Source organism: uncultured Roseivirga sp. (genome assembly GCF_963973945.1).
Taxonomy (GTDB): domain Bacteria; phylum Bacteroidota; class Bacteroidia; order Cytophagales; family Cyclobacteriaceae; genus Roseivirga.
In genome coordinates, this window is record NZ_CAXBBV010000010.1 from 1 (window position 1) to 24,613 (window position 24,613).

At 38.5% G+C, this 24,613-nt stretch carries 25 protein-coding genes; 11 read left to right on the forward strand and 14 right to left on the reverse strand.

Going from position 1 to position 24,613, the window contains the following annotated elements; translation table 11 throughout:
- Window positions 1-105 precede the first annotated feature (105 nt).
- On the reverse strand, window positions 106-525 hold the full coding sequence (locus AAC026_RS15145; protein ID WP_339699702.1) for a 6-carboxytetrahydropterin synthase: 420 nt from the start codon (window positions 523-525) through the stop codon (window positions 106-108).
- Between the two features lie 73 nt (window positions 526-598).
- Here AAC026_RS15145 and rfaD point away from each other — a divergent pair, with 73 nt between their 5' ends.
- Window positions 599-1,564 (forward strand): ADP-glyceromanno-heptose 6-epimerase, encoded by a 966-nt coding sequence (rfaD, locus tag AAC026_RS15150; protein ID WP_339699705.1) that lies wholly within the window; start codon window positions 599-601, stop codon window positions 1,562-1,564.
- 19 nt (window positions 1,565-1,583) lie between these two features.
- Here rfaD and AAC026_RS15155 read toward each other — a convergent pair whose 3' ends face one another.
- The 5 genes from AAC026_RS15155 to AAC026_RS15175 form a co-directional block, all read right to left on the reverse strand.
- On the reverse strand, window positions 1,584-2,189 hold the full coding sequence (locus tag AAC026_RS15155) for a hypothetical protein (RefSeq protein WP_339699707.1): 606 nt from the start codon (window positions 2,187-2,189) through the stop codon (window positions 1,584-1,586).
- Window positions 2,190-2,388: 199 nt separating this feature from the next.
- Window positions 2,389-2,853 (reverse strand): hypothetical protein, encoded by a 465-nt coding sequence (locus AAC026_RS15160; protein ID WP_339699710.1) that lies wholly within the window; start codon window positions 2,851-2,853, stop codon window positions 2,389-2,391.
- 12 nt (window positions 2,854-2,865) lie between these two features.
- Window positions 2,866-4,278 carry a RagB/SusD family nutrient uptake outer membrane protein gene (locus tag AAC026_RS15165; protein WP_339699713.1) on the reverse strand — a complete coding sequence of 471 codons (1,413 nt, stop codon included), beginning with the start codon at window positions 4,276-4,278 and terminating at the stop codon, window positions 2,866-2,868.
- 11 nt (window positions 4,279-4,289) lie between these two features.
- Window positions 4,290-7,400 (reverse strand): SusC/RagA family TonB-linked outer membrane protein, encoded by a 3,111-nt coding sequence (locus AAC026_RS15170; RefSeq protein ID WP_339699716.1) that lies wholly within the window; start codon window positions 7,398-7,400, stop codon window positions 4,290-4,292.
- Window positions 7,401-7,676: 276 nt separating this feature from the next.
- The gene (locus tag AAC026_RS15175) at window positions 7,677-8,786 is read right to left on the reverse strand and encodes a hypothetical protein (RefSeq protein WP_339699719.1); all 1,110 of its coding nucleotides are present in this window, start codon (window positions 8,784-8,786) and stop codon (window positions 7,677-7,679) included.
- Between the two features lie 64 nt (window positions 8,787-8,850).
- Between AAC026_RS15175 and AAC026_RS15180 the strand changes: the two genes are divergently transcribed.
- The 5 genes from AAC026_RS15180 (at window position 8,851) to AAC026_RS15200 (ending at window position 13,158) form a co-directional block, all read left to right on the forward strand.
- Window positions 8,851-10,089, forward strand: coding sequence for a M20/M25/M40 family metallo-hydrolase (locus AAC026_RS15180; protein WP_339699721.1), 1,239 nt, complete (start codon window positions 8,851-8,853; stop codon window positions 10,087-10,089).
- A 221-nt stretch (window positions 10,090-10,310) separates the two neighbouring features.
- Entirely contained in the window at window positions 10,311-10,631 is a 321-nt protein-coding gene (locus tag AAC026_RS15185) for a potassium channel family protein (protein WP_339699724.1), read from the forward strand.
- Between the two features lie 99 nt (window positions 10,632-10,730).
- Window positions 10,731-11,483: a glucose 1-dehydrogenase gene (locus tag AAC026_RS15190; protein ID WP_339699727.1), complete on the forward strand. Its 753-nt coding sequence runs from the start codon at window positions 10,731-10,733 to the stop codon at window positions 11,481-11,483.
- 54 nt (window positions 11,484-11,537) lie between these two features.
- The gene (locus AAC026_RS15195; RefSeq protein ID WP_339607445.1) at window positions 11,538-12,119 is read left to right on the forward strand and encodes a TetR/AcrR family transcriptional regulator; all 582 of its coding nucleotides are present in this window, start codon (window positions 11,538-11,540) and stop codon (window positions 12,117-12,119) included.
- A gap of 52 nt (window positions 12,120-12,171) precedes the next feature.
- Window positions 12,172-13,158, forward strand: coding sequence for a YpdA family putative bacillithiol disulfide reductase (locus tag AAC026_RS15200; RefSeq protein WP_339699730.1), 987 nt, complete (start codon window positions 12,172-12,174; stop codon window positions 13,156-13,158).
- 56 nt (window positions 13,159-13,214) lie between these two features.
- Here the strand turns inward: AAC026_RS15200 and AAC026_RS15205 are convergent, their stop codons facing one another.
- The 8 genes from AAC026_RS15205 to AAC026_RS15240 form a co-directional block, all read right to left on the reverse strand.
- The gene (locus AAC026_RS15205) at window positions 13,215-13,754 is read right to left on the reverse strand and encodes a thioredoxin family protein (protein ID WP_339699733.1); all 540 of its coding nucleotides are present in this window, start codon (window positions 13,752-13,754) and stop codon (window positions 13,215-13,217) included.
- A 154-nt stretch (window positions 13,755-13,908) separates the two neighbouring features.
- Window positions 13,909-14,196: a hypothetical protein gene (locus AAC026_RS15210; protein ID WP_339699736.1), complete on the reverse strand. Its 288-nt coding sequence runs from the start codon at window positions 14,194-14,196 to the stop codon at window positions 13,909-13,911.
- Between the two features lie 135 nt (window positions 14,197-14,331).
- Window positions 14,332-14,727, reverse strand: coding sequence for a hypothetical protein (locus AAC026_RS15215; RefSeq protein ID WP_339699739.1), 396 nt, complete (start codon window positions 14,725-14,727; stop codon window positions 14,332-14,334).
- Window positions 14,728-15,113: 386 nt separating this feature from the next.
- On the reverse strand, window positions 15,114-15,635 hold the full coding sequence (locus AAC026_RS15220; protein WP_339699741.1) for a hypothetical protein: 522 nt from the start codon (window positions 15,633-15,635) through the stop codon (window positions 15,114-15,116).
- Window positions 15,636-15,640: 5 nt separating this feature from the next.
- Window positions 15,641-16,990, reverse strand: a complete 1,350-nt coding sequence (locus AAC026_RS15225; RefSeq protein WP_339699744.1) for a M23 family metallopeptidase — start codon at window positions 16,988-16,990, stop codon at window positions 15,641-15,643.
- A 164-nt stretch (window positions 16,991-17,154) separates the two neighbouring features.
- The gene (mgtE, locus tag AAC026_RS15230; protein ID WP_339699746.1) at window positions 17,155-18,510 is read right to left on the reverse strand and encodes a magnesium transporter; all 1,356 of its coding nucleotides are present in this window, start codon (window positions 18,508-18,510) and stop codon (window positions 17,155-17,157) included.
- Window positions 18,511-18,526: 16 nt separating this feature from the next.
- Window positions 18,527-19,474 (reverse strand): succinylglutamate desuccinylase/aspartoacylase family protein, encoded by a 948-nt coding sequence (locus AAC026_RS15235; RefSeq protein ID WP_339607440.1) that lies wholly within the window; start codon window positions 19,472-19,474, stop codon window positions 18,527-18,529.
- Between the two features lie 3 nt (window positions 19,475-19,477).
- Window positions 19,478-21,004 carry a carbon-nitrogen hydrolase family protein gene (locus AAC026_RS15240; RefSeq protein WP_339607439.1) on the reverse strand — a complete coding sequence of 509 codons (1,527 nt, stop codon included), beginning with the start codon at window positions 21,002-21,004 and terminating at the stop codon, window positions 19,478-19,480.
- A gap of 243 nt (window positions 21,005-21,247) precedes the next feature.
- Between AAC026_RS15240 and AAC026_RS15245 the strand changes: the two genes are divergently transcribed.
- From AAC026_RS15245 to AAC026_RS15265, 5 genes are all read left to right on the forward strand, one after another.
- Window positions 21,248-21,727 carry a Spy/CpxP family protein refolding chaperone gene (locus tag AAC026_RS15245; protein ID WP_339699748.1) on the forward strand — a complete coding sequence of 160 codons (480 nt, stop codon included), beginning with the start codon at window positions 21,248-21,250 and terminating at the stop codon, window positions 21,725-21,727.
- Window positions 21,728-21,800: 73 nt separating this feature from the next.
- Entirely contained in the window at window positions 21,801-22,382 is a 582-nt protein-coding gene (locus AAC026_RS15250) for an RNA polymerase sigma factor (RefSeq protein ID WP_339699750.1), read from the forward strand.
- Window positions 22,383-22,421: 39 nt separating this feature from the next.
- Window positions 22,422-22,754 (forward strand): hypothetical protein, encoded by a 333-nt coding sequence (locus tag AAC026_RS15255; protein ID WP_339699753.1) that lies wholly within the window; start codon window positions 22,422-22,424, stop codon window positions 22,752-22,754.
- A gap of 1 nt (window position 22,755) precedes the next feature.
- Window positions 22,756-23,289, forward strand: coding sequence for a periplasmic heavy metal sensor (locus tag AAC026_RS15260; RefSeq protein WP_339699756.1), 534 nt, complete (start codon window positions 22,756-22,758; stop codon window positions 23,287-23,289).
- 70 nt (window positions 23,290-23,359) lie between these two features.
- On the forward strand, window positions 23,360-24,520 hold the full coding sequence (locus tag AAC026_RS15265) for a cytochrome c peroxidase (protein ID WP_339699759.1): 1,161 nt from the start codon (window positions 23,360-23,362) through the stop codon (window positions 24,518-24,520).
- The last annotated feature ends 93 nt before the right edge of the window (window positions 24,521-24,613 follow it).

Consider the following 24,613-nt stretch of genomic DNA (forward strand, 5'->3'; position numbering starts at 1 on the left):
CAGGTAATCAGGTAATCAGGTAATCAGGTAATCAGGTAATCAGGTAATCAGGTAATCAGGTAAAGCGAACTTTAGCTTGAAAATAAGGTTATCAATTTCGAAGTTTTATTCTCCGAAATATTCCACAAAGTTTCTTGGGGTTTCGTATAAGCGCAGGCTGTGCAGTTTTCCTATGCTAGTAATTTTAGCTACTTCTGGCTCCAGAATCTTCCAGATTTCCATTACTAAAATTTCGCAGCTGGCCATTTTGCCTTTCATGAAGTCTACATCCATATTCAGGTTTTTGTGATCTAATTTTTCGATCACTTCTGCCCTAATTACATTTGAAAGCTGTTTTAAATCTACCACAAAACCAGTTTCAGGATCTGGCTTTCCCTTTACAGTAGTAATCAATTCAAAATTATGGCCATGCCAATTCGCATTTGCACAAGGCCCAAAAACTTCAACGTTCTTTTCTTCCGACCAATTAGGATTGTACAGCTTGTGTGCCGCATTAAAATGTTCTTTCCTACTGATGTAGATCATACCTTCTCTTCAATTTCGCTGCAAATATAATGGGTATTTGCTTAACTTTGGCAAGCACAAATTCAGATACTTTATGATTGTAGTAACGGGAGCAGCGGGGTTTATTGGAAGTTGTTTAGTAAGCAAATTGAATAGCGAAGGCTTTAATCACATCACTGTGGTTGATAAATTCGACAATGAAGAAAAAAACAAAAACTTAGAAGGTAAACGCATTCTTGAGTCTATCGACAGAGACAACTTCTTTACTTGGCTGGACACTGTGGGCGAAAAAGTAGAGTTCATTTTCCACTTAGGCGCCAGAACCGATACCGCTGAATTTGACAAAGACTTGTTAAGCAAAATGAATACAGAATACACCAAACAGATTTGGGAGAAATGTATTCAGTACCAAATCCCAATGGTTTATGCTTCGTCTGCGGCTACTTATGGTTTGGGCGAATATGGATATGATGATAATCAAGAAAATATCCCGAACCTGATTCCTCTTAACCCCTATGGAGAATCAAAAAACGACTTCGACAAATGGGCTATTGAACAGGAACAACAACCTTTCTTTTGGGCAGGTCTGAAGTTCTTTAATGTTTATGGTCCAAATGAGTATCATAAAGGAAGAATGGCTTCAGTGATTATGCACGCCTTCAACCAAATTGACAAAACAGGCGCAATGAAGCTATTCAGGTCGCACAACCCGGAGTTCAAAGATGGTGAGCAAATGAGAGATTTCGTTTATGTAAAAGATGTGGTTGACGTATGCTACTTTTTGATGCACCATAGAAGAGACTCGGCTATCTACAATTTAGGAAGTGGAAAAGCCAGAACTTTCTTAGACCTTGTAAGGGCTACTTTCAAGGCAATGGACAAGAAAGAAGATATTTCATTTATTGATACGCCTGCCGACATTCGTGACAAGTATCAATACTTTACTGAAGCCAATATGGCCAAGTTAAAGTCGATTGGCTTTACGCAAGAGTTTACTTCTTTAGAAGCTGGTGTGGAAGATTATGTGAAGAGCTACCTATCCGGTGAGAGGTATTGCTAATCCTTAAAAACGGACTAACTCAGTTCTCCAATTCATTCAGTGCCCTTGCTAAGTCATCAGGGTTTTTAATACTCAAGTTCATAGAATTAAGGATTTCAATTATTCTATCACCTTTAGTAGCACCAAGTATTTTTTTCAGTTTGCTCTTGGTAAAGGAAAATTTTTGGTACAAATCATTTTGACCCTTTAAATAAAAAATGTCATAAGATTTAAACTCATGATAATCTCTGCCAGTAGAGTAAGCTCCCTTCTCAGGCTCTAATAGCTCGCATACTGTATTTTGTATAAGAACATTGTTAATGGGTGTCAATGTACGATAAAGAAAATCAGCTTCGTCAGTTATGTCTTCAAAAACAGAAGGGCTAAGCTTTACATACATAAGACTATCATCAGACTGGCTTTCTTTAAAAACAATTGAACTAACTTCATTAAGATTTAACCCAAACTCAAAATCCATTTTCTCATGCCCTTTCTTTATAATCACTTCTCTCATATATACATCAAGGTTGATATGATAAGTTTCGCTTACACCTCCATTAGTAAAGTAAACATTTCCCTTTAGATTCTCCTTAAATAATCTAGGGCTTCCCTTCACTCCTGGCGGCAATGTTTCCGTTCGTCCCATAAAAAAGGTTTCAGGTAGCGCAAGCCAAGTATCTGCTTGATATGCTGTCAAAAAATTGGCAGAGACACTATTGAACAAAACACTCAGAAGAAAAATGACAATCAATTTTCTTCTTTTACTTTGGTTTTCAGATATCATAATAGAGAGGATAAAAAAGGGAGTACAAAACTGCACTCCCCTTTATACTATTTACTTAATGTTAAGGTCTAATCACAAATCTAACCGACTTATAATTTTCCGAAACTCCTATCAAATCATTCCCTTGGAGTACCAAAACTACCGTACGAGATTCTCCTGCAGGAATTGCTCCATTCAAAATTTGAATATCTGCATCACCCACACTAGAATTTGCGGCAATAGTAAATGTTCCATCAATAGAATAGTGCGTTCCCTCAACTGCAGTAGAATTAGCAGCATCAACAGTAAACATGACAGTTTGATCAGTACTAAAATGAGGTGATATTAAGTTCACCTGTTCAGTAACTAACCCAACTCCAACTCTAACATTTCTAACATAACTACCTGTTGTCAAAGTAGGAGAGTTAAACTCTACTAATGCCGGGCCATCGTACTTGTTTTCATCATTGTCATCTTCAAAGCACGAAGTCATTACAAAGACAAGTGCAATTACAGATAAGACTACCTTTATATTCAGCTTATTCATGAGTTTTTAATTTTAGTATCCAAAATTGTTTTCAAGATTTGGATTCAACTCCAAATCTCCGCCTGGAAGTGGTGCCAAAATTCTTAGATCAGTAAAACTAATAACTTCACCAGTCAAATCAACCGCACTCTTATCAATATCAGAACCCATTCTTTTCAAATCAAAGAGTCTATGTCCTTCTCCCAGTAGCTCAAGTCTTCTTTCAAGAAGAATCTCGTCAAGTAGCGCTTGTCCTACATTTGTTGCAACATAAAGTGGATCGATAGACCTTCTCTTTAATACTTGAAGTGCAGTTTGAGCAGCTAAATCACGATTCAATCTTGCCTCTGCTTCAGCAATGTTCAAATACATTTCAGAAATTCTGAAAATAGGAATGTTAGTTATATTTCCTTGGCCTCCATTGTCAATATATTTTTTCAACTCAGGAGTTCCAATCGTATTAGGTAGGTTTGCTGTCTGTACCTCTTCTATCAAGCCCTGTCTTACATCTGTTGCCGCGAACAAGTTCATAACTTCTTGGCTTGGGGTAAAGTCACCATTTCCACGATAGCTAGGTGATAAAACCGTCCCATCAGTTATATAAATAGACATTACAGATGTATTAGGTCCCTGACTTTCATTTGATTGGTACTCTAGGTACCATAAAGCCTCTGGGTGCTCAGCTTTAGCCCAATCAGAAACATAATCGGCTCTACTTGATAATGTTGCAACTCCTGATGCAATAGCATCTTCAGCATAATCAATACTCAGCTGGTACTCTCCTCCGTACAACGCAATTCGAGAGCCTAAAGCCTGAGCTCCAGCTTTTGTAAACCTCGCATTGGTTCCTGAGTTAGATAGACGTTGTACGGCATTACTTACATCACTTAACATAAAAGCATAAACATCATCAATACTAGCTCTTGCAGGCAAAGTAACATCAGATAAACTTAAAACTGCATCTGTAATAAGTGGCACACCTCCTTTATTTTGGCTAGCAACTATAGCAGTAGGCATATATGCATAGGTATTCATTAGGTATAAATACCCCAAGGCCCTTAAGGCATATGCTTCTCCTACTATGTTCTCATCAAGTACATTCGCACCAGCAATTACAACATTTAGCTTTAATAGATAACCATAAACTTCCCAAGCAGAAAGATGACTACGTAACCTATTGAAATACTCACCATTATAGGTTCCTCTATTATTATTAAATGTAAAGTTATCCGCCATCACTTCTGGCACAACTATCCACTCACTTCCCAATGTGCCAGCACCTTGAAAACTATTGTAAACATCAATGAGCAATGCTTCTAATATAGCAGGAGATTCTAACGCTCCATCAATTGACACTGACTGTCTCGGTTCCGTATCTAGCAAATCACTACATGCCGAAATCAAGAGAGTACAGGCTAATAAGATATATAATATTTTATTTTTCATTATCTATTAATTTAAAATCCAAACTGAACACCTACTGTGAAGTTCTTACTAGGAGGGAAAATTCCTGTTTGAGAACCTCCTGTAAACTCAGGATCTAATCCAGTATAGTTTGTAAATGTTAAAAGGTTAATTCCTTGAACATATACTTTTGCATTATCCAAGAACATTTTATTCAACAGGTTGCTTGGTAGGTTATAAGACAATGTTACCTGCTTTAACCTGATATAAGAAAGATCCTGTAATGCTCTTGCTGTACCTACCCCAATAGCACCAAGCTCGGCAGTGATGTTTGGCCTAGGAAAGCTAGTAACGTCACCTGGATTTCTCCAAACCAAATCTCCCGTTCTTCCATAAAGGTTCAATCTAGCCTCGTAAGGGTTGTAAGAGAAACCGCCTGTTCCATCTGTTCCGTCCTTGCCATAATCATACTGTATCATAAAGTCCAGTGTTAAGCCTTTATAAGATACGGTATTAGACAAACCTCCAAAGAAGGAGCTATTAGTATTACCTAATATCTTACGATCATCGTTCTCGTCTCCAATAGTAGATCCGCTCTGAGGATTATAGGTAAGATTTCCTTTGTTATCATAGTAAAACGGTCTACCATTAGCCGGGTTTACACCTGCCCAATCCCAGTTATACCAAAGGTTTAATGGCTGTCCAACTTGAGTTGCTGCTCCATTGTTTGTTTCTCCAGGGAATAAAGAAAGTAACTCCTGTCCTTGAAAAGCAATGTTGAAGCTAGTTTTCCAAGAAAAGTCTCCGTTGTCTATGTTCACGGTGTTCAAACCAATTTCAATCCCTCTATTATCAAGTTCCCCAACGTTCTCTGAAATTGAACCATATCCTGAAGTTTGAGGTAAACTTCTATCTAATAATAAGTCTGTTGATCTTCTTCTATATGCCTCAAAAGAGCCACTTATTCTGCCTTCATAAAAAACAAAATCAAGACCTAAATTCAATGTAGTTTGAGTTTCCCAAGAAAGTCTATTATTAGCAAGACCAGAAATAGTTAACCCTGGAAGATTCAAGTAATTACCTGCTCCAGCAGAAGACACTAAGCCACGAGAATCAAAGTTTCCAATTCTGTTGTTACCTGCCGTACCATAACTAGCTCTTAACTTAAGTTCTGTCAAGAAATTGGAAGATGGCAAAAAGCTCTCCTCTGTTATTAACCATGATGCTCCAATTGAAGGGAAAAGTCCCCATCTTTGGTCAACTCCAAATCTTGAAGACCCATCATATCTTAAAGTACCATTCAAGAAATATTTATCTTTCAAGTTATACTTTACATTGGTAAATACACCCGCATTTCTCCATGTGGTATAGAAACCTCCAGCAGCTGTTGGTTCGGCTGCAGATGCAATCGTTCTAAACTGAGGTGTTGGGAAAGTTTGAGCATTGGCAGAGAAGCCTTGGTTAACTTCTTGTCTGTATTCAGCAGCTAATAGGAAGTTAAACTTGTTATCAGAATTCAGATTCCAATCATAGTTGAATTGCTGAGTTGTAATGAAGTTAATATTTTCAGTTAAACCCGCGTATGCAGAACCATCAACATTTCTTCCCCCAAATGATCTTGGGTCCGTGTATCTATTTTCACTAAGCATACGATAGTCAATCCCATAATATGATCTAAATCTTAGAGCATCACTAATTTGGTAGTTAAACGCCATGTTAGCTATCACCTGATTTGTAGTAGTAGTTCTCTCGTTTAGAGAGAGTGACTTAACTGGGTTTTCAGCTAAAATCCCCGCTAAAGGCTCATTAAAGCCAGTTGTTTCTGTAGCGTCAAATATTGGATTAAAAGGAAGTACCAATAGGCCAGCAAAAGTAGGGTTCTCAAAAGCAGATCCAGATAAAACGGTACCAGATTGACCAATAGTACTAAGGTTAAGTTTAGTTTCTATAGTTAATCTGTCAGTAACGTCAGTATCCAAATTCATTCTTAAGGTACCTCTTTCAAAGTCAAACTTTTTAATTTGACCTTCTTGCTTATTGTATGATCCTGAAATATAGAATCTAGTATTACTATTTCCTCCAGATGCACTTAACTCGTAATTAGCAATGCGTCCTACATTGGAAAAAATCTCTCCTTGCCAATCATAAGTTTCCAAACCATTAACAAAAGCATCAAAGTCAGCCTGTGGAAGTTGACCCAATGCGACATTTCCAAGAGCTAAACCTGGGAATTGAGTACTTGAAATACCGCTAAGTGCATTCCTTCTAGACAAACCTTCTGCCTCATCCTGATTGATAGTAGGGAATCTTGTGTAATAATTTCTTCTTTGCTCCAATCGATAATTAATGAATTCTTGAGTATTCATCATATCAACCTCTCTAACTGGTGTTACCCAACCTGAGTAAGCATTAAAATTCAATTTTGTTTTACCTTCTTTACCCTTCTTAGTGGTAATTAAAACAACACCATTTGCAGCTTGAGATCCATAGATAGATGCAGCAGCATCTTTCAATATTTCCAATGATTCAATATCATTTGGGTTTATTGAAGCTAATGGGTTTGTAGAAATATTCGAAGCATCGCTCGAATTATTTACTTGGACACCATCCACAATGTATAAGGGGTCATTCCCAGCGTTAAGAGAACCCTGTCCTCTAATTCTCACTCTCATCGCACCACCTGGTACTCCATTTGCACTTTGTACAAGAACACCTGCAGCTCTCCCCTGCAAGGCTCTGTCAAAACTCTGTAGAGGAAGGTTTTCAATTTTTTCTCCACCTAATGAAGAAATTGACCCAGTGATTTCTCTCTTTTTTTCTACTCCATAACCAGTAACCACAAACTCCTCAAGAGAAGTTACCTCAGGCTGCATTATAACATTCAATGTTGTTTGGCTACCAATCACCTGCTCTTGAGTTATGTAACCTAAGTATCGGAAAACCAACACTCCACCTGATTGCGGAACTGTTAAACGGTAATTACCGTCAAAGTCAGTTGGTACTCCTGATGTAGGGTTACCCTTTAAAAAGACTGAAACTTGTGGTAGCGGAAGGCCATCGTCTCCTCCAGTAACCTTACCAGATACAGTCTTGTCTTGAGCTTGCATTGCTACTGTAGTAAGTAGCATGGTCAGCATCAAACAATTCAGTAAAATCCTCTTCATACTGTTTAGTTTTAATTTAGAAATGAATAGTTTATTTATCTGCAATGATACAATTAACAATCCGATCACCCCTACACAGATAGAAAGTATTTTTGAAGAATTTTGGGCATAAACACTACCCCTGTCATTTAAATGCTCCCTAAATTTTGATTTTTATACCAAATTGCAAAAGTCAATATGTAAATAATTCTAACGATCAACATTTCCTTTAGTAAAAAAGAAGCAAAGTATAATTGATGTATGTGAAAAGACAGGCCGAAGCAATTTCTGAGTATATCAACCCCCAATCCACTCGGCTACAAAGAGGTTGGTATCTCTTGTTCCTCCGTTATTTCTGTTAGAAGAGAACACTAAGTACTTACCGTCATTAGAAAACACAGGAAAGGCATCGAAAGTATCGTCTTGTGTAATTCGCGTTAAGCCAGTTCCATCAATGTTGATCATGTATAGGTTGAATGGGAAGCCACGCGTGGCGGTATGGTTTGAAGCAAAAATGATTTTCTCGCCTGAAGGATGGAAGAAAGGTGCCCAGTTGGCTTGTCCTAAATCTGTAAGTTTTCTAAGGTCTGAACCATCGGCATTACAAATGTAAAGCTCCATATCAGTAGGCATTACTAAGCCTTCTTGGAGTAAATCCTGATACTCCTTTATATCTTCTTCTGTTTTAGGTCGAGAAGATCTGAAAATCAATTTCTCGCCATCAGGAGAGAAAAAAGCACCGCCATCATAACCCAACTCATTTGTAATTTGCTTTACATCCGAGCCATCGATATTCATAGTAAACAGCTCCAAATCTCCTGTTCTCATCGAGGTAAAAACAATCCTATCCTCTTTTGGAGATACTGTAGCCTCAGCATCATAACCTGGCGTATTAGTAAGTTGAGATAAAATTTCACCATCTGTTGTAGCCGTGAAAATATCGAAATCAGGATAAATTGGCCATACATATTTTCCATCTACTCTGCGCTCAGGCACAGGCGGACAATTTTCATCGCCTAAATGAGTAGAACCATAAACAATGGTTTTATTGTCTGGCAAAAAATACGAGCAAGTTGTTCTTCCCATTCCAGTACTTACCAATTGAGGTTTGTTGTTTTTTAAATCATCATTTCTCCAATCCGTAACAAACATCTGATCACAGCCTACTCCCCATTCAGCATAATCGGACTGAAACACCAAGTAGTTGTCATCAAAGCTCCAATAGGCTTCCGCATTGTTTCCACCAAAAGTCAATTGCTTGATATTCTTTAAGAATTTCATTTCTTCTGGCTTCAACAAAAGTGAATCAAGGTTCTCTTGTTCGTCAACCGAAGTTGCTTTCTGCTTTGGAGAGTTACAGCTAAAAACAAGCAAAAGTGTTAATAACAGGCAATACTGATTCTTCATTATGATGTAGTAAATTGGAGTTGCGAAGATAAGGATTATTATCTTTGACCATAAATTCTAAAACATGAGAAAAATCACCTTATACATAAGCATCATCTGTTTTATAGGTTTAAGTAGCTGTACTAGCTATACTACAGATAAAGAAATTCGCACCAGCATAGAGAAAGATGTTAGTTATTTGGCTGATGATCAACTGGAAGGCCGAGCCATTGGAACTGAGGGAGAACAACTAGCAGCTCAATACATTGCAGCTGCTTTTAAAAAGTATGGACTTGTACCAAAAGGTACTGATGGTTTTATGCAGCCATTCAATGTAAAAAAAGCAACCAATCCACATGAAGAAGCAGTAATTGGTGATGCTGAAGGTGGCATTACTGGCCGAAATGTGGTGGGCTATATTGATAATGGAGCCGAAAACACAGTGGTTATTGGTGCGCATTTTGACCACTTGGGATATGGCGAAGAAGGTTCTCTTTATAGAGGAGATAAGGCCATTCACAACGGAGCAGATGATAATGCCAGTGGTACAGCTGCCATGATTCAACTTGCCAGAATTCTGAAAAATAAAGGCAAAGGTAAGAACTACCTCTTCCTCGCCTTTTCTGGAGAAGAAAATGGGCTTTGGGGCTCAAACTATTTCTCTAAGAACTCAACGATCGATTTGACTACGGTTGATTTCATGATCAATATGGACATGGTGGGCAGAATGAACGAAGAGAAAACTCTGGCCATTAATGGTGTTGGTACTAGCCCAATCTGGATGAATAAAATAGAAGCAGCCAACACCGATACTTTGAAGTTAGTGACCTCAGAATCTGGAATTGGCCCGTCCGATCACACTTCTTTCTACCTACAAGATTTACCCGTGCTCCATTTCTTTACGGGTCAACATGAGGACTATCATCGTCCTTCGGACGATTCCGATAAAATCAATTACCATGGCATGGTGAAGGTTGTACGACTTATTGAACGACTCATTGTATCTCTGGATCAAGAAGAGAAAATCGCCTTTACCAAAACGAAAGACGACTCTGCAGATAGCCCACGATTCACTGTTTCCCTAGGTGTGGTGCCCGATTACTTGTACGATGGCCAAGGCATGAGAATAGATGGTGTTTCTGAAGACAAACCAGCGCAAAAAGCAGGAATGCAAAAAGGAGATATTGTAATGAAACTTGGCGATTCTACCATTGTAGATATGATGAGTTACATGAGGGCTCTTGCTGCTTTCCAACTTGGTGATGAAACCAAAGTAGAGTTTAAAAGAGGAGAAGAATTAAAAACGGTAGACATAAAATTCTAAAGAGGATACCTTTAGAACATTGAAGGAATTAGGTGCTTGCAATGAGTGAGCACCTTTTTTTTGTTCTAATTCAACTGACAACTACTGGTTTAAGCGCTTCTTTAGACCAATACCTATAACAAGTCAAAATACTAAAAACCCCTTTACTCATATTTAGTGATAAGTATTAACTTACATTGTCGCAGCGTGACGCAACGACTAGCAGAGTAAACACTATTAAGTTGATTATTTTCAAAACCATAATTTCATTCCTCAAAGACAAGCACTATAACAGTTTGCTAATTGCTACAGTGATTGTACTTGCTGTTGGCACCACTACTTATCATTACCTCGAACACTGGACTTGGCTAGATTCACTCTATTTTTCAATCATCACCCTAACCACTATTGGCTATGGAGATTTCTCCCCTCAAACAGATTGGGGCAAAATCTTCACCATTGTCTATATCATTGTCGGAGTTGGTCTTATCCTTACCTTTATAAATACGGTCTACAACCATTTCAAAAACATTCCTAAAGACCACTTTAACCACAAGAATTAAGCTCCCATCATCTTTTTCGTTCTCATTGGAACTATCTTTTGGAACGAACGTTCTGTTAATTCAAATTAAATAACAGAACAATCATTCTAATATAAACTCATGACAAAGTTAAAAGACAAAGTAGCCGTAATTACAGGAGGTAGCACTGGCATTGGACTTGCCACAGCCAAAGTATTTTTGGAAGAGGGTGCTAAAGTTGTTATCACTGGAAGAACCCAATCGACCCTAGATGAAGCAATTGCAGAAGTAGGAAATAGTAACCTTATCGCCATTCAATCAGATACTTCAAAGCTCAGTGATATTGACGTACTAGTTGAAAAGGTAGCTAGTCAGTTTGGTAAAGTAGATGTTCTTTTCGCAAATGCAGGAATCGCCTGGTTTGCACCTATCTATCAAACGGACGAAGCCTTCTTTGATGCACAGTTCAATACCAATGTAAAAGGGCTATTCTTTACTATACAGAAGTTCTTGCCTATTTTCAATGACGGGGGCTCTATCGTACTGAATGCATCAGCCGTGATCCACAAAGGTTTTGAACATGGTGCCATTTATTCTGCCACCAAGGCAGCAGTGAGAAGCTTCTCCCGTACCCTTTCGAAAGACCTTGCCCCTAGAAATATTAGAGTGAACACTGTAAGCCCAGGCCCAGTTGAAACTCCAATTTACTCGAAGATGGGAATGACTGAAGAGCAAATGAAGGGGATGGCCGAAAGCATGACACAACTTGTACCAATGAAAAGGTTTGGTTCTTCTGATGAGGTTGCTAAAGCAGTTCTTTTCTTGGCTTCATCAGACTCATCATTCATTATTGGTGAAGAAATATTGATTGATGGCGGAATAGCTACAATATAAGCGCGTTTGATTAAATCAGAACGATCAGTTAAATTGAACAACTGATCGATTAACATGGCTAGGAAGAAGGAGTTTGACGAGGTAGAGGTTTTAGACAAGGCACTTGATGTATTTTGGAAGAAAGGCTATAGCGCTACTTCCATTCAAGATTTAGTGGATTCAATGGGTATCAATCGAGCAAGTATTTATGACACTTGGGGCGATAAACACAACCTTTATGTAGAATCGCTAAAACGTTATCGTCAAAAATCTTCTTCTTGGTTTTTAAGCCAAATCAGGAATGAAGAATCGGCCTTGCAAATTGTTAGGAACTTTATTTTTGCCACTATACATCAGGGAATAAGTGACAATGATAAAAAAGGCTGCTTCATTGTTAACTCATCTACCGAGTTATGCAACCGTGACTCTATTGTGAGGGACATTGTATCTGAGAATCGAAAGACAATGGAGAATGTTCTGAATGAACTGATCAAAGAAGGGCAGCAAAATGGAGAAATTGCCATGAAACATTCCAGTGAATCCTTGGCCCGTTTTCTCTTCAATACAATTAGTGGCTTAAGGGTTCTTGCCAAAGGCAATATTTCTGAAAAAGAACTCAACGAAATTGTGGATGTCACGCTTTCGGCCTTAGATTAGTCATTTCTTTAGAAACAGTGAACCATCACTGTTTGCATACAGTTTGAATACCATGCAAAACCATTTTGATTTAGTAATTATAGGAGGTGGGCCTATTGGGCTAAATTGTGCTATCGAGGCAAAAAAAGCGAGATTGAATTACATCGTTATTGAAAAAGGTGTACTGGTCAACTCACTCTATAACTTCCCCACCAATATGACCTTTTTCTCGACTTCAAATCTATTGGAAATTGGTGGTGTCCCTTTCATTTCTCATACTGATAAACCTACCAGAAGAGAATCGCTTGAATATTTTAGACGGGTACAAGAAAGTTGGGAATTAAACATCCAACTGTACACTACTGTAGAACGCATGACTCAAGAATCTGACCTGTATCAGATTGAGACAAATAAGGGTCGGTTCAGTGCAAAACATGTGATTGTCGCTACAGGCTTCTATGATACTCCTCGTTATTTAAATGTACCGGGGGAGAAATTACCTAAAGTGAAGCATTTTTATAACGACCCACATCCCTATGTTGGGCAGAAACTAATTGTGATTGGCGCGGCCAACTCGGCCTGCGATGTGGCTTTAGAAACTTATTACAAAGGAGCGGAAGTGACGATGGTTATTCGTGAGTCAGAAATTTACCCTAAGGTGAAGTACTGGATCAAACCGAATATTGAAAATCGAATTAAGGAAGAGGCTATCAAGGCTCATTTCAATTCTACAGTTACTGAAATTACAGAACACGAAGTACACATCAATACACCAGAAGGACCGTTAACGATTGAGAACGATTTCGTTTTGGCCATGACAGGCTACAAACCCAATTATGCTTTATTCAAAGCACTGGGCATTGATATTTCAGAAAATGAACTGAAAATCCCTGTGCATAATGCCGAAACGCTAGAAACCAATTTGCCCAATGTATATGTAGCTGGGGTGATCAATTCGGGAATGCAGACGAGTACACTGTTTATTGAAAACACAAGGGTACATTCTGAAATGATTATCAAGGCTATTCAGGCTAAAAATCCATCTTTAAAGTCGCAGTGAGATAGTCAGACTAGAGGAGAACTTTCCAAAAGTTTAAAACTCTTGAAAAGGTAAGGCTAGCTCACTTTCCATTTGATATTACAGCCCAAACTTGGTCGCTGTTCAGAATCAACTTCCTTATTATTCAGCACACAATCTAACGCAGAACGCAAATCTTTGCCTGTTACTGGCTGGCCATTTCCTGGTCGGGAATCATCTAACTGACCACGGTACACGCATTTTAATTCGGCATCGAATAGGTAGAAATCGGGAGTACAAGCTGCTTGATAGGCTTTGGCCACTTCTTGAGTTTCATCATACAAGTAAGGAAAAATATAGCCTACTTTTTTAGCCTCCACCTTCATTAAGTCTGGTGAATCTTGTGGGTAATTCTCAACATCGTTTGAGCTGATGGCTATAAAAGACACGCCTTTCGATTGATAATCTTTTGCCAAGGCTACAATTCCATCATCTATATGTTTTACAAAAGGGCAGTGATTGCAGATAAACATAATCACGGTGGCTTTGTCAGATTTCAATTCAGCCAATGAAAGCATTTTACCTGAAACGGTATCCAGCAATTTAAAATTAGGAGCTAGTGTTCCTAGTGTTAGCATGTTTGATGGGGTACGGGACATGGTAGAATCGTTATTGGTGATGAGTTATGAGTAAATAATCCAAACCTTGTGGGCAAACTCAAAACTAGTCAAATCACATACAACGAACACATTCTAAAGACATTTCTGTGTAATAACCCGAATCACCTTTGGCTCAGGGTACTGGTTTTCTTGGATAGAAGTGAATATCCTTTTCAACAGGCTCTCCCAATCTGAACTCTAACTTATCACCAACTTTGGTTAACGTGGCTTTGTATTTCGCTTTCGAGTAATAGAAAATAAGAACCACATTTAGAATATCATTGTTTGATTGATCAAGGCCGGTCACCTCTAAATTCAGTTTGTCTTTGTTTCCTAGATCAAGTCTATCTCCCTGTCCATGCTGAGATATAATAGAAGCCCTTTGTTGATCTATTAATATCAGAGAATAATCTATCTGCAAAGAGTAGATTTTCAATTTATACTACCACATTCCAATAAAGTCATATATATTATCTTTTGGCAAAAGGTTAGAAGTCATTTATGTCAACATGACTAGAATAATCAACAAAAGAGTCAAAGCTGTTAAGGCAATTTGTCAGGTCACTTTTTTCAGAATAACCTTTTTAGGATAAAATGAAATATCCTTTAGGCTTGACACCAATGTCCATTCCAAATCTCCATTAGGAAGTAACTTCAAGTTAATCTTACTAACACTATCTACTGCGTACTCACTCTTAATATTGATGGTAAATACACCTTTGTCTAACGCTCCTGATATTGTCGATTCATTATCATCTGCACAATCTATGAAGTCACCTTCGGCACCATAAACTATACAGTGATTCCCTGTTAGATTACCTTGGCTTTGAGTTATATTAATTTCAACATCAACATACTGATTTTCGAATTTCCACATACCTGAAATATCTTGACTAAAAGCATGGCTTGATAGAGTGTAGAATGTGATAAACATAGTTAGAGTTCTAGCCATAACTAGGGTTTTTAATATAGAGAAAATTTTACCTTGAATAAAACGGTCATTTCAATATCATCCGTTTCATTAAACTCAATAGATTCTTTTGTTGGAGTTCCTAGCTTATTTAGCACTTGAGCTTTTGTATAATTTCTGGATATATGTGCCCATTAATTTTAAAGTCCTTAAGCGGAATAATATCTTGAGCTACGGCCAATTGAGCCCAAAGAAGCAATATTAAAACAAAAAAATTTCACAGACTAGTGCTCATTCATTTTTAAATAGAAGATGAAATTAAACCAACCTCCGAAAGTTCAACTCAAAGTCACCAACTATTTTTACCACTACCCTCTTTTAAAAGTTTTTTACAACAAGCAAACCATTACCCTCATCAGAGACAGACCTTAATATCTACTATGAGATATCCCCACTATCAATAAGGTATTTGGGTCATAACGAATATTAATGAACTCGTCTAGCTTAACTTCTTGAGTACCTCCCAACAGTTTACCAAACAACATCAAATGAACTGCTCGCATTCCTCCTCCGTGAGAACCTTCATTCCTCTTACTATAACTTTGCGGGAAAATGTTCGATACGGAACTTATCCCTTGACCTACTTTAATCTGGTTGCCTAAATACGAAACATGCAGTGAGGTGTCCTCAATCTCAAATGAACTCAACATGTTATTTTCGAAATAAAGTTTAGAGTCTCCGTAATGCAGAATTAACACATTAGTTTCATCCATTTCGTTGAAATCATTAGTTTCCTTTGTTGGTACTCCAAGTTTACTTAACACCTGTGATTTGCTATCTCCTCTAGAAATATGACCATTAATTTTAAACTCCTTAAGCAGTATAGTCTCCTGAGTCAAGGCTACATTACAAAAGAATAATACCACTAATAAAACAAGATACTTTTTCATAAACTCTAATAATTAATTATACATGGATTACTTACAACAAGCCCATTACCCAAAATTACGCTATTCATATATAGTGCAGGGTTATTTCTATTATCTTTTTTAGTGACAGGTACGCCATTAACTGTCACCTGAGCTTTCACATGCAAATGAGGAACAACCGATTCCCTTGCTGCATTACCTGTCTGACCAGTCTCACCGACAAGCGTATTCGTATCGATTTCATCACCAACTCGAACAAAAACTTCATCCATATGATTATAATGGAGATCAAGAATTGAGCCATCATCCAATGTAGTGCGAACTATAACTTTATTTCCATAACTGTCCTTCTTATACTCATACGTATCAAATGTATCTCGTACATAAATCACTCTACCTGCTTTGATTGGTCGAAAAGTTGTCCCAGGAGTAGCCTTTAGATCAACCCCATCATGGAACTGTGTATTATTTGCTCTAGTATCTCCAAAAGTACCTCCTCTTTCTTTTGAACCTCCAGAAGAAGCCACCTTCATTGTCTTAAGAGGGTCACCAGGGCAAGGGCCCTCTGGGTCTATTATTGCAACCTCATCTATTCCCTCATCGCATGGGTCACTTCCCGCTGCCGACATTTGAAAATCCTCACAAACTGTTACCAAAATTGACTGCCTACCACAAACTGTAGCATCACAAGGGCCACTATAATCAAAATCAATCCAATATGCATAGCAATAATAAAAACCCATGTCAGGGTTATCATCGATATTGGGAGGGACATAGTCACCTCCTCCACCTCCTCCACCTGAACTCGGAGGATTAACTACCTCTGTCTCTTTATCACAAGGATCATTGGAAACATATGGGTCACCATAATAATCATCATTACTGCTAGCCCGCGTTGAAGAAAGACCAGAAGTAATGTACCTCTTTAACACCTTACCTGTAAACCCTTCCGTTGACCCTGTAGCATCATACTTCGGTCTAAACTCTTCACCCATCACATAAGTAAGTAGGTAAGGCCTCTTCCAATACCCTTCTTCATTTTTACCGATAATTAAGTTATGAAAGGTATAAGGATCTTCATCCTCATCCACTACGGCAAATGTATAATTTGTATTACCAACCGTATCTACGAGTTCAGTAATACGATTCCAGTCAATAATCACGCCATAGGTTCTACCTTCATCATTTACACTAAGCCTATCATTACCGCCTCTTAAGCCTAAGCCCTCTTGTAATTGACTCACGACATTCGGCACGTCTTTATATGTTAAATCTCTAATAGACCGAGTAGGTATAATTTCAGGCTCGATCATTTGATCCGTACAACTACTCATAAATACGGCCAGTATTATAAGTGTAAAAAATTTAGATTTCATGCTTTCGGTTTTACTTATGGTCAATCAATTACATTGATATTGAGCTGAATTAAATAAACAAACCTTAATAAAACAACAAACAATACTTTATTTTAATGAAATAAACTAAACATTAATCAAATAAGAAGCTACATAGTTAATTAAATCTTAAATAACATATACTCTCAAACCAAATGCGCCAGCGCCAAACCTGCGAAAGTTAGGGCTAGGAAGAAGCCTAGCATGTCGGTAACGGTGGTTAAAATTGGGCCAGAGGCCAAAGCTGGATCCACTTTCATTTTCTTTAAAAACAATGGAATTGTACCGCCAATAGCAACGGCAACAACGGTGTTAATGGCCAAAGCACCTCCCACTACTAGGCCTAAATAGGCATTGCCCTGCCAAAAGAAAGCTGCCAAGCCAATCAGTGTACCAAGCACTACTCCGTTAATTAAGCCTACTTTCACTTCTTGCCAAAGTACTCTCATTAACTCATAAGGCTTTACCACTCCAAGTGAAAGCTCTCTTAAACTTACCGCCACAGCTTGGTTACCAGAACAACCACTCATATCTGAAATTACAGGGAGAAAAACAGCCAAAGCGATTACTTCTCGGAGGGTATCTTGGTAAAAAGCGATTACACTAGCTGCAACAATATTCAAAAGTATATTCACGCTCAGCCATGAAAGCCTTCTGCGCGAACGTAGCATTACGGGCATGGTTCGTAATTCCTCGCCACCTACAATACCTTGAGTTTCTAATAACTCCGTATTAAAACGATCATTTTCAGCCTCTCTCACATGCTTACGCATGACAATGCCAAGCAGTATATTCGCTTCATTTACTACAGGTACTCCGTAAAAATCGTATTTATCGAAAAAACTGATGAGGTCTGTGAGATGATCTGTGTCCTTTACTGTAAGGGCATTTTTAATCACAATTTTTGAAAGGGGAACCGAGGCTTTTGAAAGTAATAAGTCCCGCATTTGAAGCACACCAACAAACGTTCCGTTGTCTACCACATATATGTACTGAACGTTATAGTCTTCATACTCTTCAGAATTATCCCGAAGTTTTGTGGTGATTTGCCCTACTGTTTCTTCACTTTCAAAAGCAAGGTATTCTGTAATCATTACCCCTCCGGCACAGTCCGAATCGTAATGAATTAGTCTACGAATATTCTCCGCTTCCTTGGGGTACATTTCCTCCAAAATAGCATGCGCATCATCATCATCCAGTTCAGAGATAATATCAACTTGCTCATCGGAGTAGAGTTGGTTCAGGATAGAAGCTGCTGTTTCTGTCTCAACATCTTCGATCAATTTAACCGCTTGAGACTGGGGTATTTTTTCAAGTAAACTTGCACCGTCTTCGGCACTCATTAAGCCCAGCAAATCATTCTGTTCGCTTCTATTCAAATGGCTAAAAGCATGAATAATATCTTCCGACTTATTGTCATCCATGTAATCATGAATGCCGTCTTGGTCAGAAGAGGCAATAAGTTCTGCCAGTTGCTCCCACGATTTTACTTCCTTCTCCATTCTTAAATATTCCTTTCTATTTTTTCACTCCAATATGCATAAGAGCATCGCCTTGGTGAACGATTGGGTTATTATTTAAGCCAATAACATAACCAGAAGCAGGGCTTTTGATTTTTATTTTTGAGCCTCCAAATGGATCGTTGATATGACCAATGATCTGGTTTTTCTCCACTTCAGCTCCATAAGATACCAAAGTCAGAAAAACACCAGAGGTTTTGGCCCTGATCCAAGAGGAGTTATTAATGGTTTTGGTAATGTGTGGTGCTTCCGGTGCGCGTTCGCGCATGCCTAAATGCTTCATTACCCTCAGTGCTCCGTTTATGCCTTGCTGAATTGCAAATTCGTCAAATCGACCAGATTCACCTCCTTCATAAACCAAAATATGTTTGCCCATTTTTGCAGCAGTTTGCCTCATAGATTTAGGCCTAAAGGGGCTATTCAGAATAAATGAAGGCTGAAAAACTTCCGCTATTTGTTTATTTCGAGGCTCTTTCATAGCACAGCGTATCTGCGGATAGTTAGTTCTATCGGCTCCTCCCGTATGGAAATCTAACCCAATATCAATTTTAGGAATAATGTCATTCGTAAGATAATGAGCTACACGGGCAGCCAACGAGCCATTCTTATTTCCTGGAAACGAACGATTTACATCCTTTCCATCAGGAACATAACGGCTGAAATGAATAAAGCCAAACATGTTGATGATTGGAATACAGATTACTGTACCCACCCTTGGAATATGCTGATCTTTTTCAATGATTCTTCGCACAATCTCTGTCCCATTCACTTCATCACCATGCATACCTCCACTAAGTAGTAAGGTAGGCCCTTCAATTTCTGAACGGGCAACGGTAATGTGTAAATCGATTGGCGAATGTGAGGGCAAACGCGCAATGTTTACTTGAATTTTGGCTTCTTCACCGGGCAAAACTTGTTTGCCCCCTATTACAAATGGTGCTTTCAATACCTATTTCTTTTTCAGTTGAATATCATAAACATCGGTTCTTCTGTCTTTCAGGTTACGCACCGCTCCCTTGTTGTGCAGTGTCCAGAGCAAGTCTAAATCTACATCGGCCACTAAAATCATTTCTGTATTTGCAGTGGCTTCTGCCTTAATTCCTGTGGTTGGAAATGCAAAGTCGCAAGGTGTAAACACAACTGACTGTGCAAACTGAATATCCATGTTTTCTACCTTAGGAAGGTTACCTACCGAGCCTGCTATGGCCACATAACATTCGTTTTCAATTGCTCTTGCTCTGGCGCAATAACGTACACGGGAGTAGCCGTTTTGAGTATCGGTAAGGAACGGAACGAAAAGGATGTTCATGCCATCGTTTGCTAAAATTCTCGGCAGTTCAGGAAATTCCACATCATAACAAATGAGCACTCCAACTGGACCACAATCCGTTTGATAAACTTTAATGGTGTCTCCACCAGTTAAGCCCCAATATTTGGCCTCATCTGGTGTAACGTGCATTTTTGTATACTCTTCAAAAGTACCATCTCTTCGGCACAAAAAGCCTACATTATATAGCTTAGGCCCATCCATTTTGGGCATACTGCCTGTAATGATGTTTACATTATAGCTAATGGCCAGTTTAGAAAAACGTTCTCTGATTTCATCGGTAAACTCGGCCAACTTACGAATGGCTTCGGCCTCAGAAAGATGATTGTACTTGGCCATTAAAGGCGCGTTGAAGAATTCAGGAAACAAAGCGAAATCACTTTTGTAACCCGAAACAGCATCTACAAAAAACTCGATTTGTTCGAAAAGCTCATCAATTCCATTATAGGGTCGCATTTGCCACTGAATCAACCCCAATCGAACTACCGTCTTTTGGTCACTTAGTTGAGGCTCTTGTTCTACATAATAAATGTTGTTCCATTCCAAAAGTACAGCGTAATCTTGCGACTCATCATCGCCCGGCATGTAGCCTTTCAGCACTTTATTTACGTGGAAGTCATTACTCAACTGAAATGTAAGTGTAGGGTCGTAAAGTTCTTTATGCTTAACCTTATCTATATACTGTCTTGGCGTAAGTTCATTTGAATATTTATGATAATTCGGAATGCGCCCACCAAAAACAACGGCTTCCAAATTCAGGTTTTCGCAAAGTTCTTTCCGTGCGTCATAAAGTCTTCGACCCAAGCGCAAGCCCCTAAAATCAGGCTTAATAAACACCTCAATACCATAAATTACATCGCCATTAGGGTCGTGGGTAGAAAAAGTATAGTTGCCTGTAATTTTTGCATAAGTGTGGTTGTCCCCAAACTTGTCATAGTCCACAATTAAGCTTAGTGCGCAACCTGCTATTTCATCATCGGCTACAATTACCAACTGACCTTCGGGAAAAATATCTATGAGTTTCTGAATATGTTGCTCGTCCCACCAGCCACCTGACCAGTTTTCATAGGCGGCTTTCATAGATTCTGTCAAGTTTTTGAAATCACTGATTTCAAGTTGCCTCAGCTCAATTTTCTGTATTTCCCTCATATCCCTTTAAGATAGTAATTGCTGACAATGTTCAAATAAAAAATGATTGATTAAAAGCTTTTCTCAAGCAAATGAATACCGAAAAATCATCTTATCAATCGTTTTATCTATGACAGCCTTTTTGCTAAAAGTCACTTTTACCCGCCTGTTTTTTTAACATTCATTAACAGCAAGCCACCGCAAGTTTATTGTGGTTCCGCCATCTAACATTTTAAACAGATTAGAAATTAAAATTTGAAAATCATGAAAAGTCAAAAATCAAAATGGTTAGGAACATTAGCTATTGCAATATTATTAACCAGCAGTTTAAACGTAAGCGCACAAGGGTTTAGAAGAAATCAAAAACCACCATCAGATCATCCTATGGAGATGGGTAAAGAACAAAAACCTGAACGAAGAGGCCCTCAAATACCAAATCTGACTGAGGCACAAGAAAGCCAGCTGAAAGAATTTCACTTACAAGAAATGAAGAAAGCGCAGCCCATTGAAAATCTGGTGGCAGAAAAAGAAGCCAGACTCAACACTTTGACCACGGCTGAGAAGTATGATGAGAAAGCAGTAAACAAGGTGATTGAGGAAATTGGAGATTTAAAAACCGATTTGGCTAAACTCAAGGTGGCCAGTAAACATCAAGTCACTAGCATATTGACTGAAGAGCAACTGCTTGCTTTCAATAAGAACCAACCTAAAAAGCCACAAGCCAAGGAAGGTCGAAGAAAATAAAAATCAGTAGCTTAGTTTCCATAAGGGTTTAGGCAGAAAGCCAATCTACCTAAACCCATAACTCAACCACTACTTGTCAGAAAACCAACTCATATTAGCACTGAAAGAAGGCTCAGATAGCGCCTTCCGCAACTTGGTGGAAACCTACCAAAATCGAGTGTACAATACCTGTCTTGGTTTACTACAAAATGAGTCTGATGCAGAAGAAACTGCGCAAGATGTTTTCATTGAGGTGCATCGTTCAATCGGTGCTTTCCGTGGAGAATCTAAATTATCGACTTGGCTTTACAGAATTGCTACTACAAAATCTTTGGAACTGATCAGAAAAAATAAGCGACAAAAGCGTTTTGCGTTTCTTCAATCTTTGGCAGGGAGTAATGAAACAAGCGACAGTTTAAAACAAGCTCACTTTGTACACCCTGGTATTGAAATGGAACAAAAGGAAAATGCCAAAGCACTTTTTCAGGCCATAGGCCAATTGCCAGAAACTCAAAAGGTGGCTTTTACCTTACATAAAATTGAAGGACTGGCTTATCAGCAAATTTCTGAAATTATGGAAACGAGTGTTTCTTCTGTAGAATCGCTAATGTTCAGGGCCAGAAAGAATTTGCAAAAGACTTTAAAAGGTTACTATGAAAAAAATTTCAAGAATTAACGCAAGTATTTTTGAAGAACAGCATCGAATAGAATGAGCATGAAAAACGAGAACAATATAGAGAACAAAATCAACCAAGCCCTTAATAGTCTTGAAGGTATTGAGTCGGCTGAAGTGAAATCATTTTTCTATACCCGCTTACAAGCGAGAATGGAAAATGAGATTGCTCCTTCTTACGGACGCTTCTCTATTCTAGCCAACTTAAAGTTGAGTTTGGCCATGTTGGCTATTTTCTTTGTTTTCAATCTTACAAGTATCGTTTTCCTCACTGAAAGTCAAGATATAGACTCAACAACTACCTCTGCAATTGATGAGTTTTCTGAGGAGTATTTCTCGAACCCAAATGTTTACGATTATCTAAACGAATACTAAGATGGACTTTATTAGACGTAATAAACTATTAGGTAGTGCGGTTATAATTCTCGTGATTTTTAATGCTACCCTCTTGGTTTTCTTATGGCTTGGCCGACTTGATAATAATCGAGAAATAAAAGGCCCAGAAGGGAAGGGTAAATTTTTAGAAGAGAGTTTAAATTTTTCACCAGAACAGGTCAAAAAATTCGAACTCCTTAAGAAAGAACATTTCAGGTTAATTGATCAATACCAAAGAGAATTTAACGATGCAAGAAGGGAACTTCATGGTCTCTTAAAGCAAGAAAATTCAAGTCAAAAAGCCAAAGTACTATCTGCCAAAATGGGTGAAATTCAATCTAACATTGAGTATGCCACCTTCAATCATTTTGCTTCGATTAGAGCAATGTGTACACCAGAGCAACAAGGAACTTTTGATAAAATCATATCAGAAGTACTCCGCAAAGAACCAAGCGGACAAAGACCTCAAGGCACGAGACCACCTGTACCAGGTGGCCCAGAGGGTAAAAAACCACCTCCAAGAGGAGGCAGGTGAGTACATACAGATTATCCATTAACTCAGAGGTAATCTGTAACTGCTAGCCAATATCTAACAGAACAAACAAATGAAAAAGCCATTTTTATTGATTGCCCTTATGGGGCTAATGTATCAGGCATGCTCAAACTCTACTATTGAAGGCGAGAATGAGATTGAAACTATGATGAAATCCGATTTTTCGAGTATTCTCGATTTACCCAGTATTTCATACAACTACGCGAACCCCAGTTTACCCTCGCATTTTAGAGATAATGATTTACAAAACATTGATAACACCCCTAGCAACAACCTTATCACTGATGCAGGGGCTACCTTGGGAAGGGTGCTTTTCTACGACAAAAATCTTTCGGCCAACAATACAATTGCATGTGCCTCTTGCCATCTTCAAGCAAACGGCTTTGCCGACCCTAATAGGTTCAGTACAGGGTTTTTAGGAGGAACTACAGGAAGAAATTCAATGAGTCTGGCCAATGCCAAGTATTATGACAACGGCAGGTTTTTTTGGGATGAAAGAGCTGAGAGTCTAGAAGAGCAAGTATTGATGCCTATTCAGGATGAAGTAGAGATGGGGCTTTCCCTAGCAGCACTCGTTGATAAGCTACAAGCTTTAGACTATTACAGTCCTCTATTTCAATCTGCATTTGGTTCTTCAGAGATTACCGAAGATCGTATCTCCAAGTCACTAAGTCAGTTTGTACGGAGCATGGTCTCCTATCAAGCAAAGTTCGATGTGGGAGCTGCTCAAGCAAGAAGTATTGAGAACGACAACTTTTCTAATTTCTCTCAAATTGAAAATCAAGGCAAGCAGCTCTTTTTTAGCGGCAGAACCCAGTGTAGTAATTGTCATGAAACCGTTTCTTTTTCAGGAGATCAAGCCAGAAATAATGGATTAGACACCTTCACTACCGATGCTGGCACTGGAGGAATTACTGGTAGAAATCAAGATTTGGGCAAATTCAAAGTGAATTCCTTAAGAAATATAGCCATAACAGCCCCATACATGCACGATGGCCGGTTCAGTTCTTTAAGAGAAGTTATACAGTTTTACAATAATGGAATCCAAGATCATCCGAACTTAGACAATAGACTCACTCAAAGAAACGGACAGCCGATTCGCATGAATTTAAACAATCAAGAAATTGATGCAATTGTTGCTTTTTTAAATACGCTAACGGATCAACAGTTCGTTACAGATGTAAAGTTCTCAAGTCCCTTCGTGGACAGATGATTTTATACAATTATGTTTTGGTTGATAAGGAGTTCATACGGAGCTCCTTTTCTTTTTTACCCCCTTTTAAAACAGAAAACCCCAACCAATGGC

Coding starts and splice junctions, on each gene's coding strand:
- AAC026_RS15260 (WP_339699756.1), top strand. CDS start 22,756: ATGGACTTTATTAGACGTAATAAACTATTAGGTAGTGCGGTTATAATT.
- AAC026_RS15225 (WP_339699744.1), bottom strand. CDS start 16,990: ATGAAATCTAAATTTTTTACACTTATAATACTGGCCGTATTTATGAGT.
- AAC026_RS15195 (WP_339607445.1), top strand. CDS start 11,538: ATGGCTAGGAAGAAGGAGTTTGACGAGGTAGAGGTTTTAGACAAGGCA.
- AAC026_RS15165 (WP_339699713.1), bottom strand. CDS start 4,278: ATGAAAAATAAAATATTATATATCTTATTAGCCTGTACTCTCTTGATT.
- mgtE (WP_339699746.1), bottom strand. CDS start 18,510: ATGGAGAAGGAAGTAAAATCGTGGGAGCAACTGGCAGAACTTATTGCC.
- AAC026_RS15255 (WP_339699753.1), top strand. CDS start 22,422: ATGAAAAACGAGAACAATATAGAGAACAAAATCAACCAAGCCCTTAAT.
- AAC026_RS15240 (WP_339607439.1), bottom strand. CDS start 21,004: ATGAGGGAAATACAGAAAATTGAGCTGAGGCAACTTGAAATCAGTGAT.
- AAC026_RS15160 (WP_339699710.1), bottom strand. CDS start 2,853: ATGAATAAGCTGAATATAAAGGTAGTCTTATCTGTAATTGCACTTGTC.
- AAC026_RS15200 (WP_339699730.1), top strand. CDS start 12,172: ATGCAAAACCATTTTGATTTAGTAATTATAGGAGGTGGGCCTATTGGG.
- AAC026_RS15215 (WP_339699739.1), bottom strand. CDS start 14,727: ATGGCTAGAACTCTAACTATGTTTATCACATTCTACACTCTATCAAGC.
- rfaD (WP_339699705.1), top strand. CDS start 599: ATGATTGTAGTAACGGGAGCAGCGGGGTTTATTGGAAGTTGTTTAGTA.
- AAC026_RS15175 (WP_339699719.1), bottom strand. CDS start 8,786: ATGAAGAATCAGTATTGCCTGTTATTAACACTTTTGCTTGTTTTTAGC.
- AAC026_RS15145 (WP_339699702.1), bottom strand. CDS start 525: ATGATCTACATCAGTAGGAAAGAACATTTTAATGCGGCACACAAGCTG.
- AAC026_RS15245 (WP_339699748.1), top strand. CDS start 21,248: ATGAAAAGTCAAAAATCAAAATGGTTAGGAACATTAGCTATTGCAATA.
- AAC026_RS15205 (WP_339699733.1), bottom strand. CDS start 13,754: ATGCTAACACTAGGAACACTAGCTCCTAATTTTAAATTGCTGGATACC.
- AAC026_RS15220 (WP_339699741.1), bottom strand. CDS start 15,635: ATGAAAAAGTATCTTGTTTTATTAGTGGTATTATTCTTTTGTAATGTA.
- AAC026_RS15155 (WP_339699707.1), bottom strand. CDS start 2,189: ATGGGACGAACGGAAACATTGCCGCCAGGAGTGAAGGGAAGCCCTAGA.
- AAC026_RS15170 (WP_339699716.1), bottom strand. CDS start 7,400: ATGAAGAGGATTTTACTGAATTGTTTGATGCTGACCATGCTACTTACT.
- AAC026_RS15265 (WP_339699759.1), top strand. CDS start 23,360: ATGAAAAAGCCATTTTTATTGATTGCCCTTATGGGGCTAATGTATCAG.
- AAC026_RS15190 (WP_339699727.1), top strand. CDS start 10,731: ATGACAAAGTTAAAAGACAAAGTAGCCGTAATTACAGGAGGTAGCACT.
- AAC026_RS15180 (WP_339699721.1), top strand. CDS start 8,851: ATGAGAAAAATCACCTTATACATAAGCATCATCTGTTTTATAGGTTTA.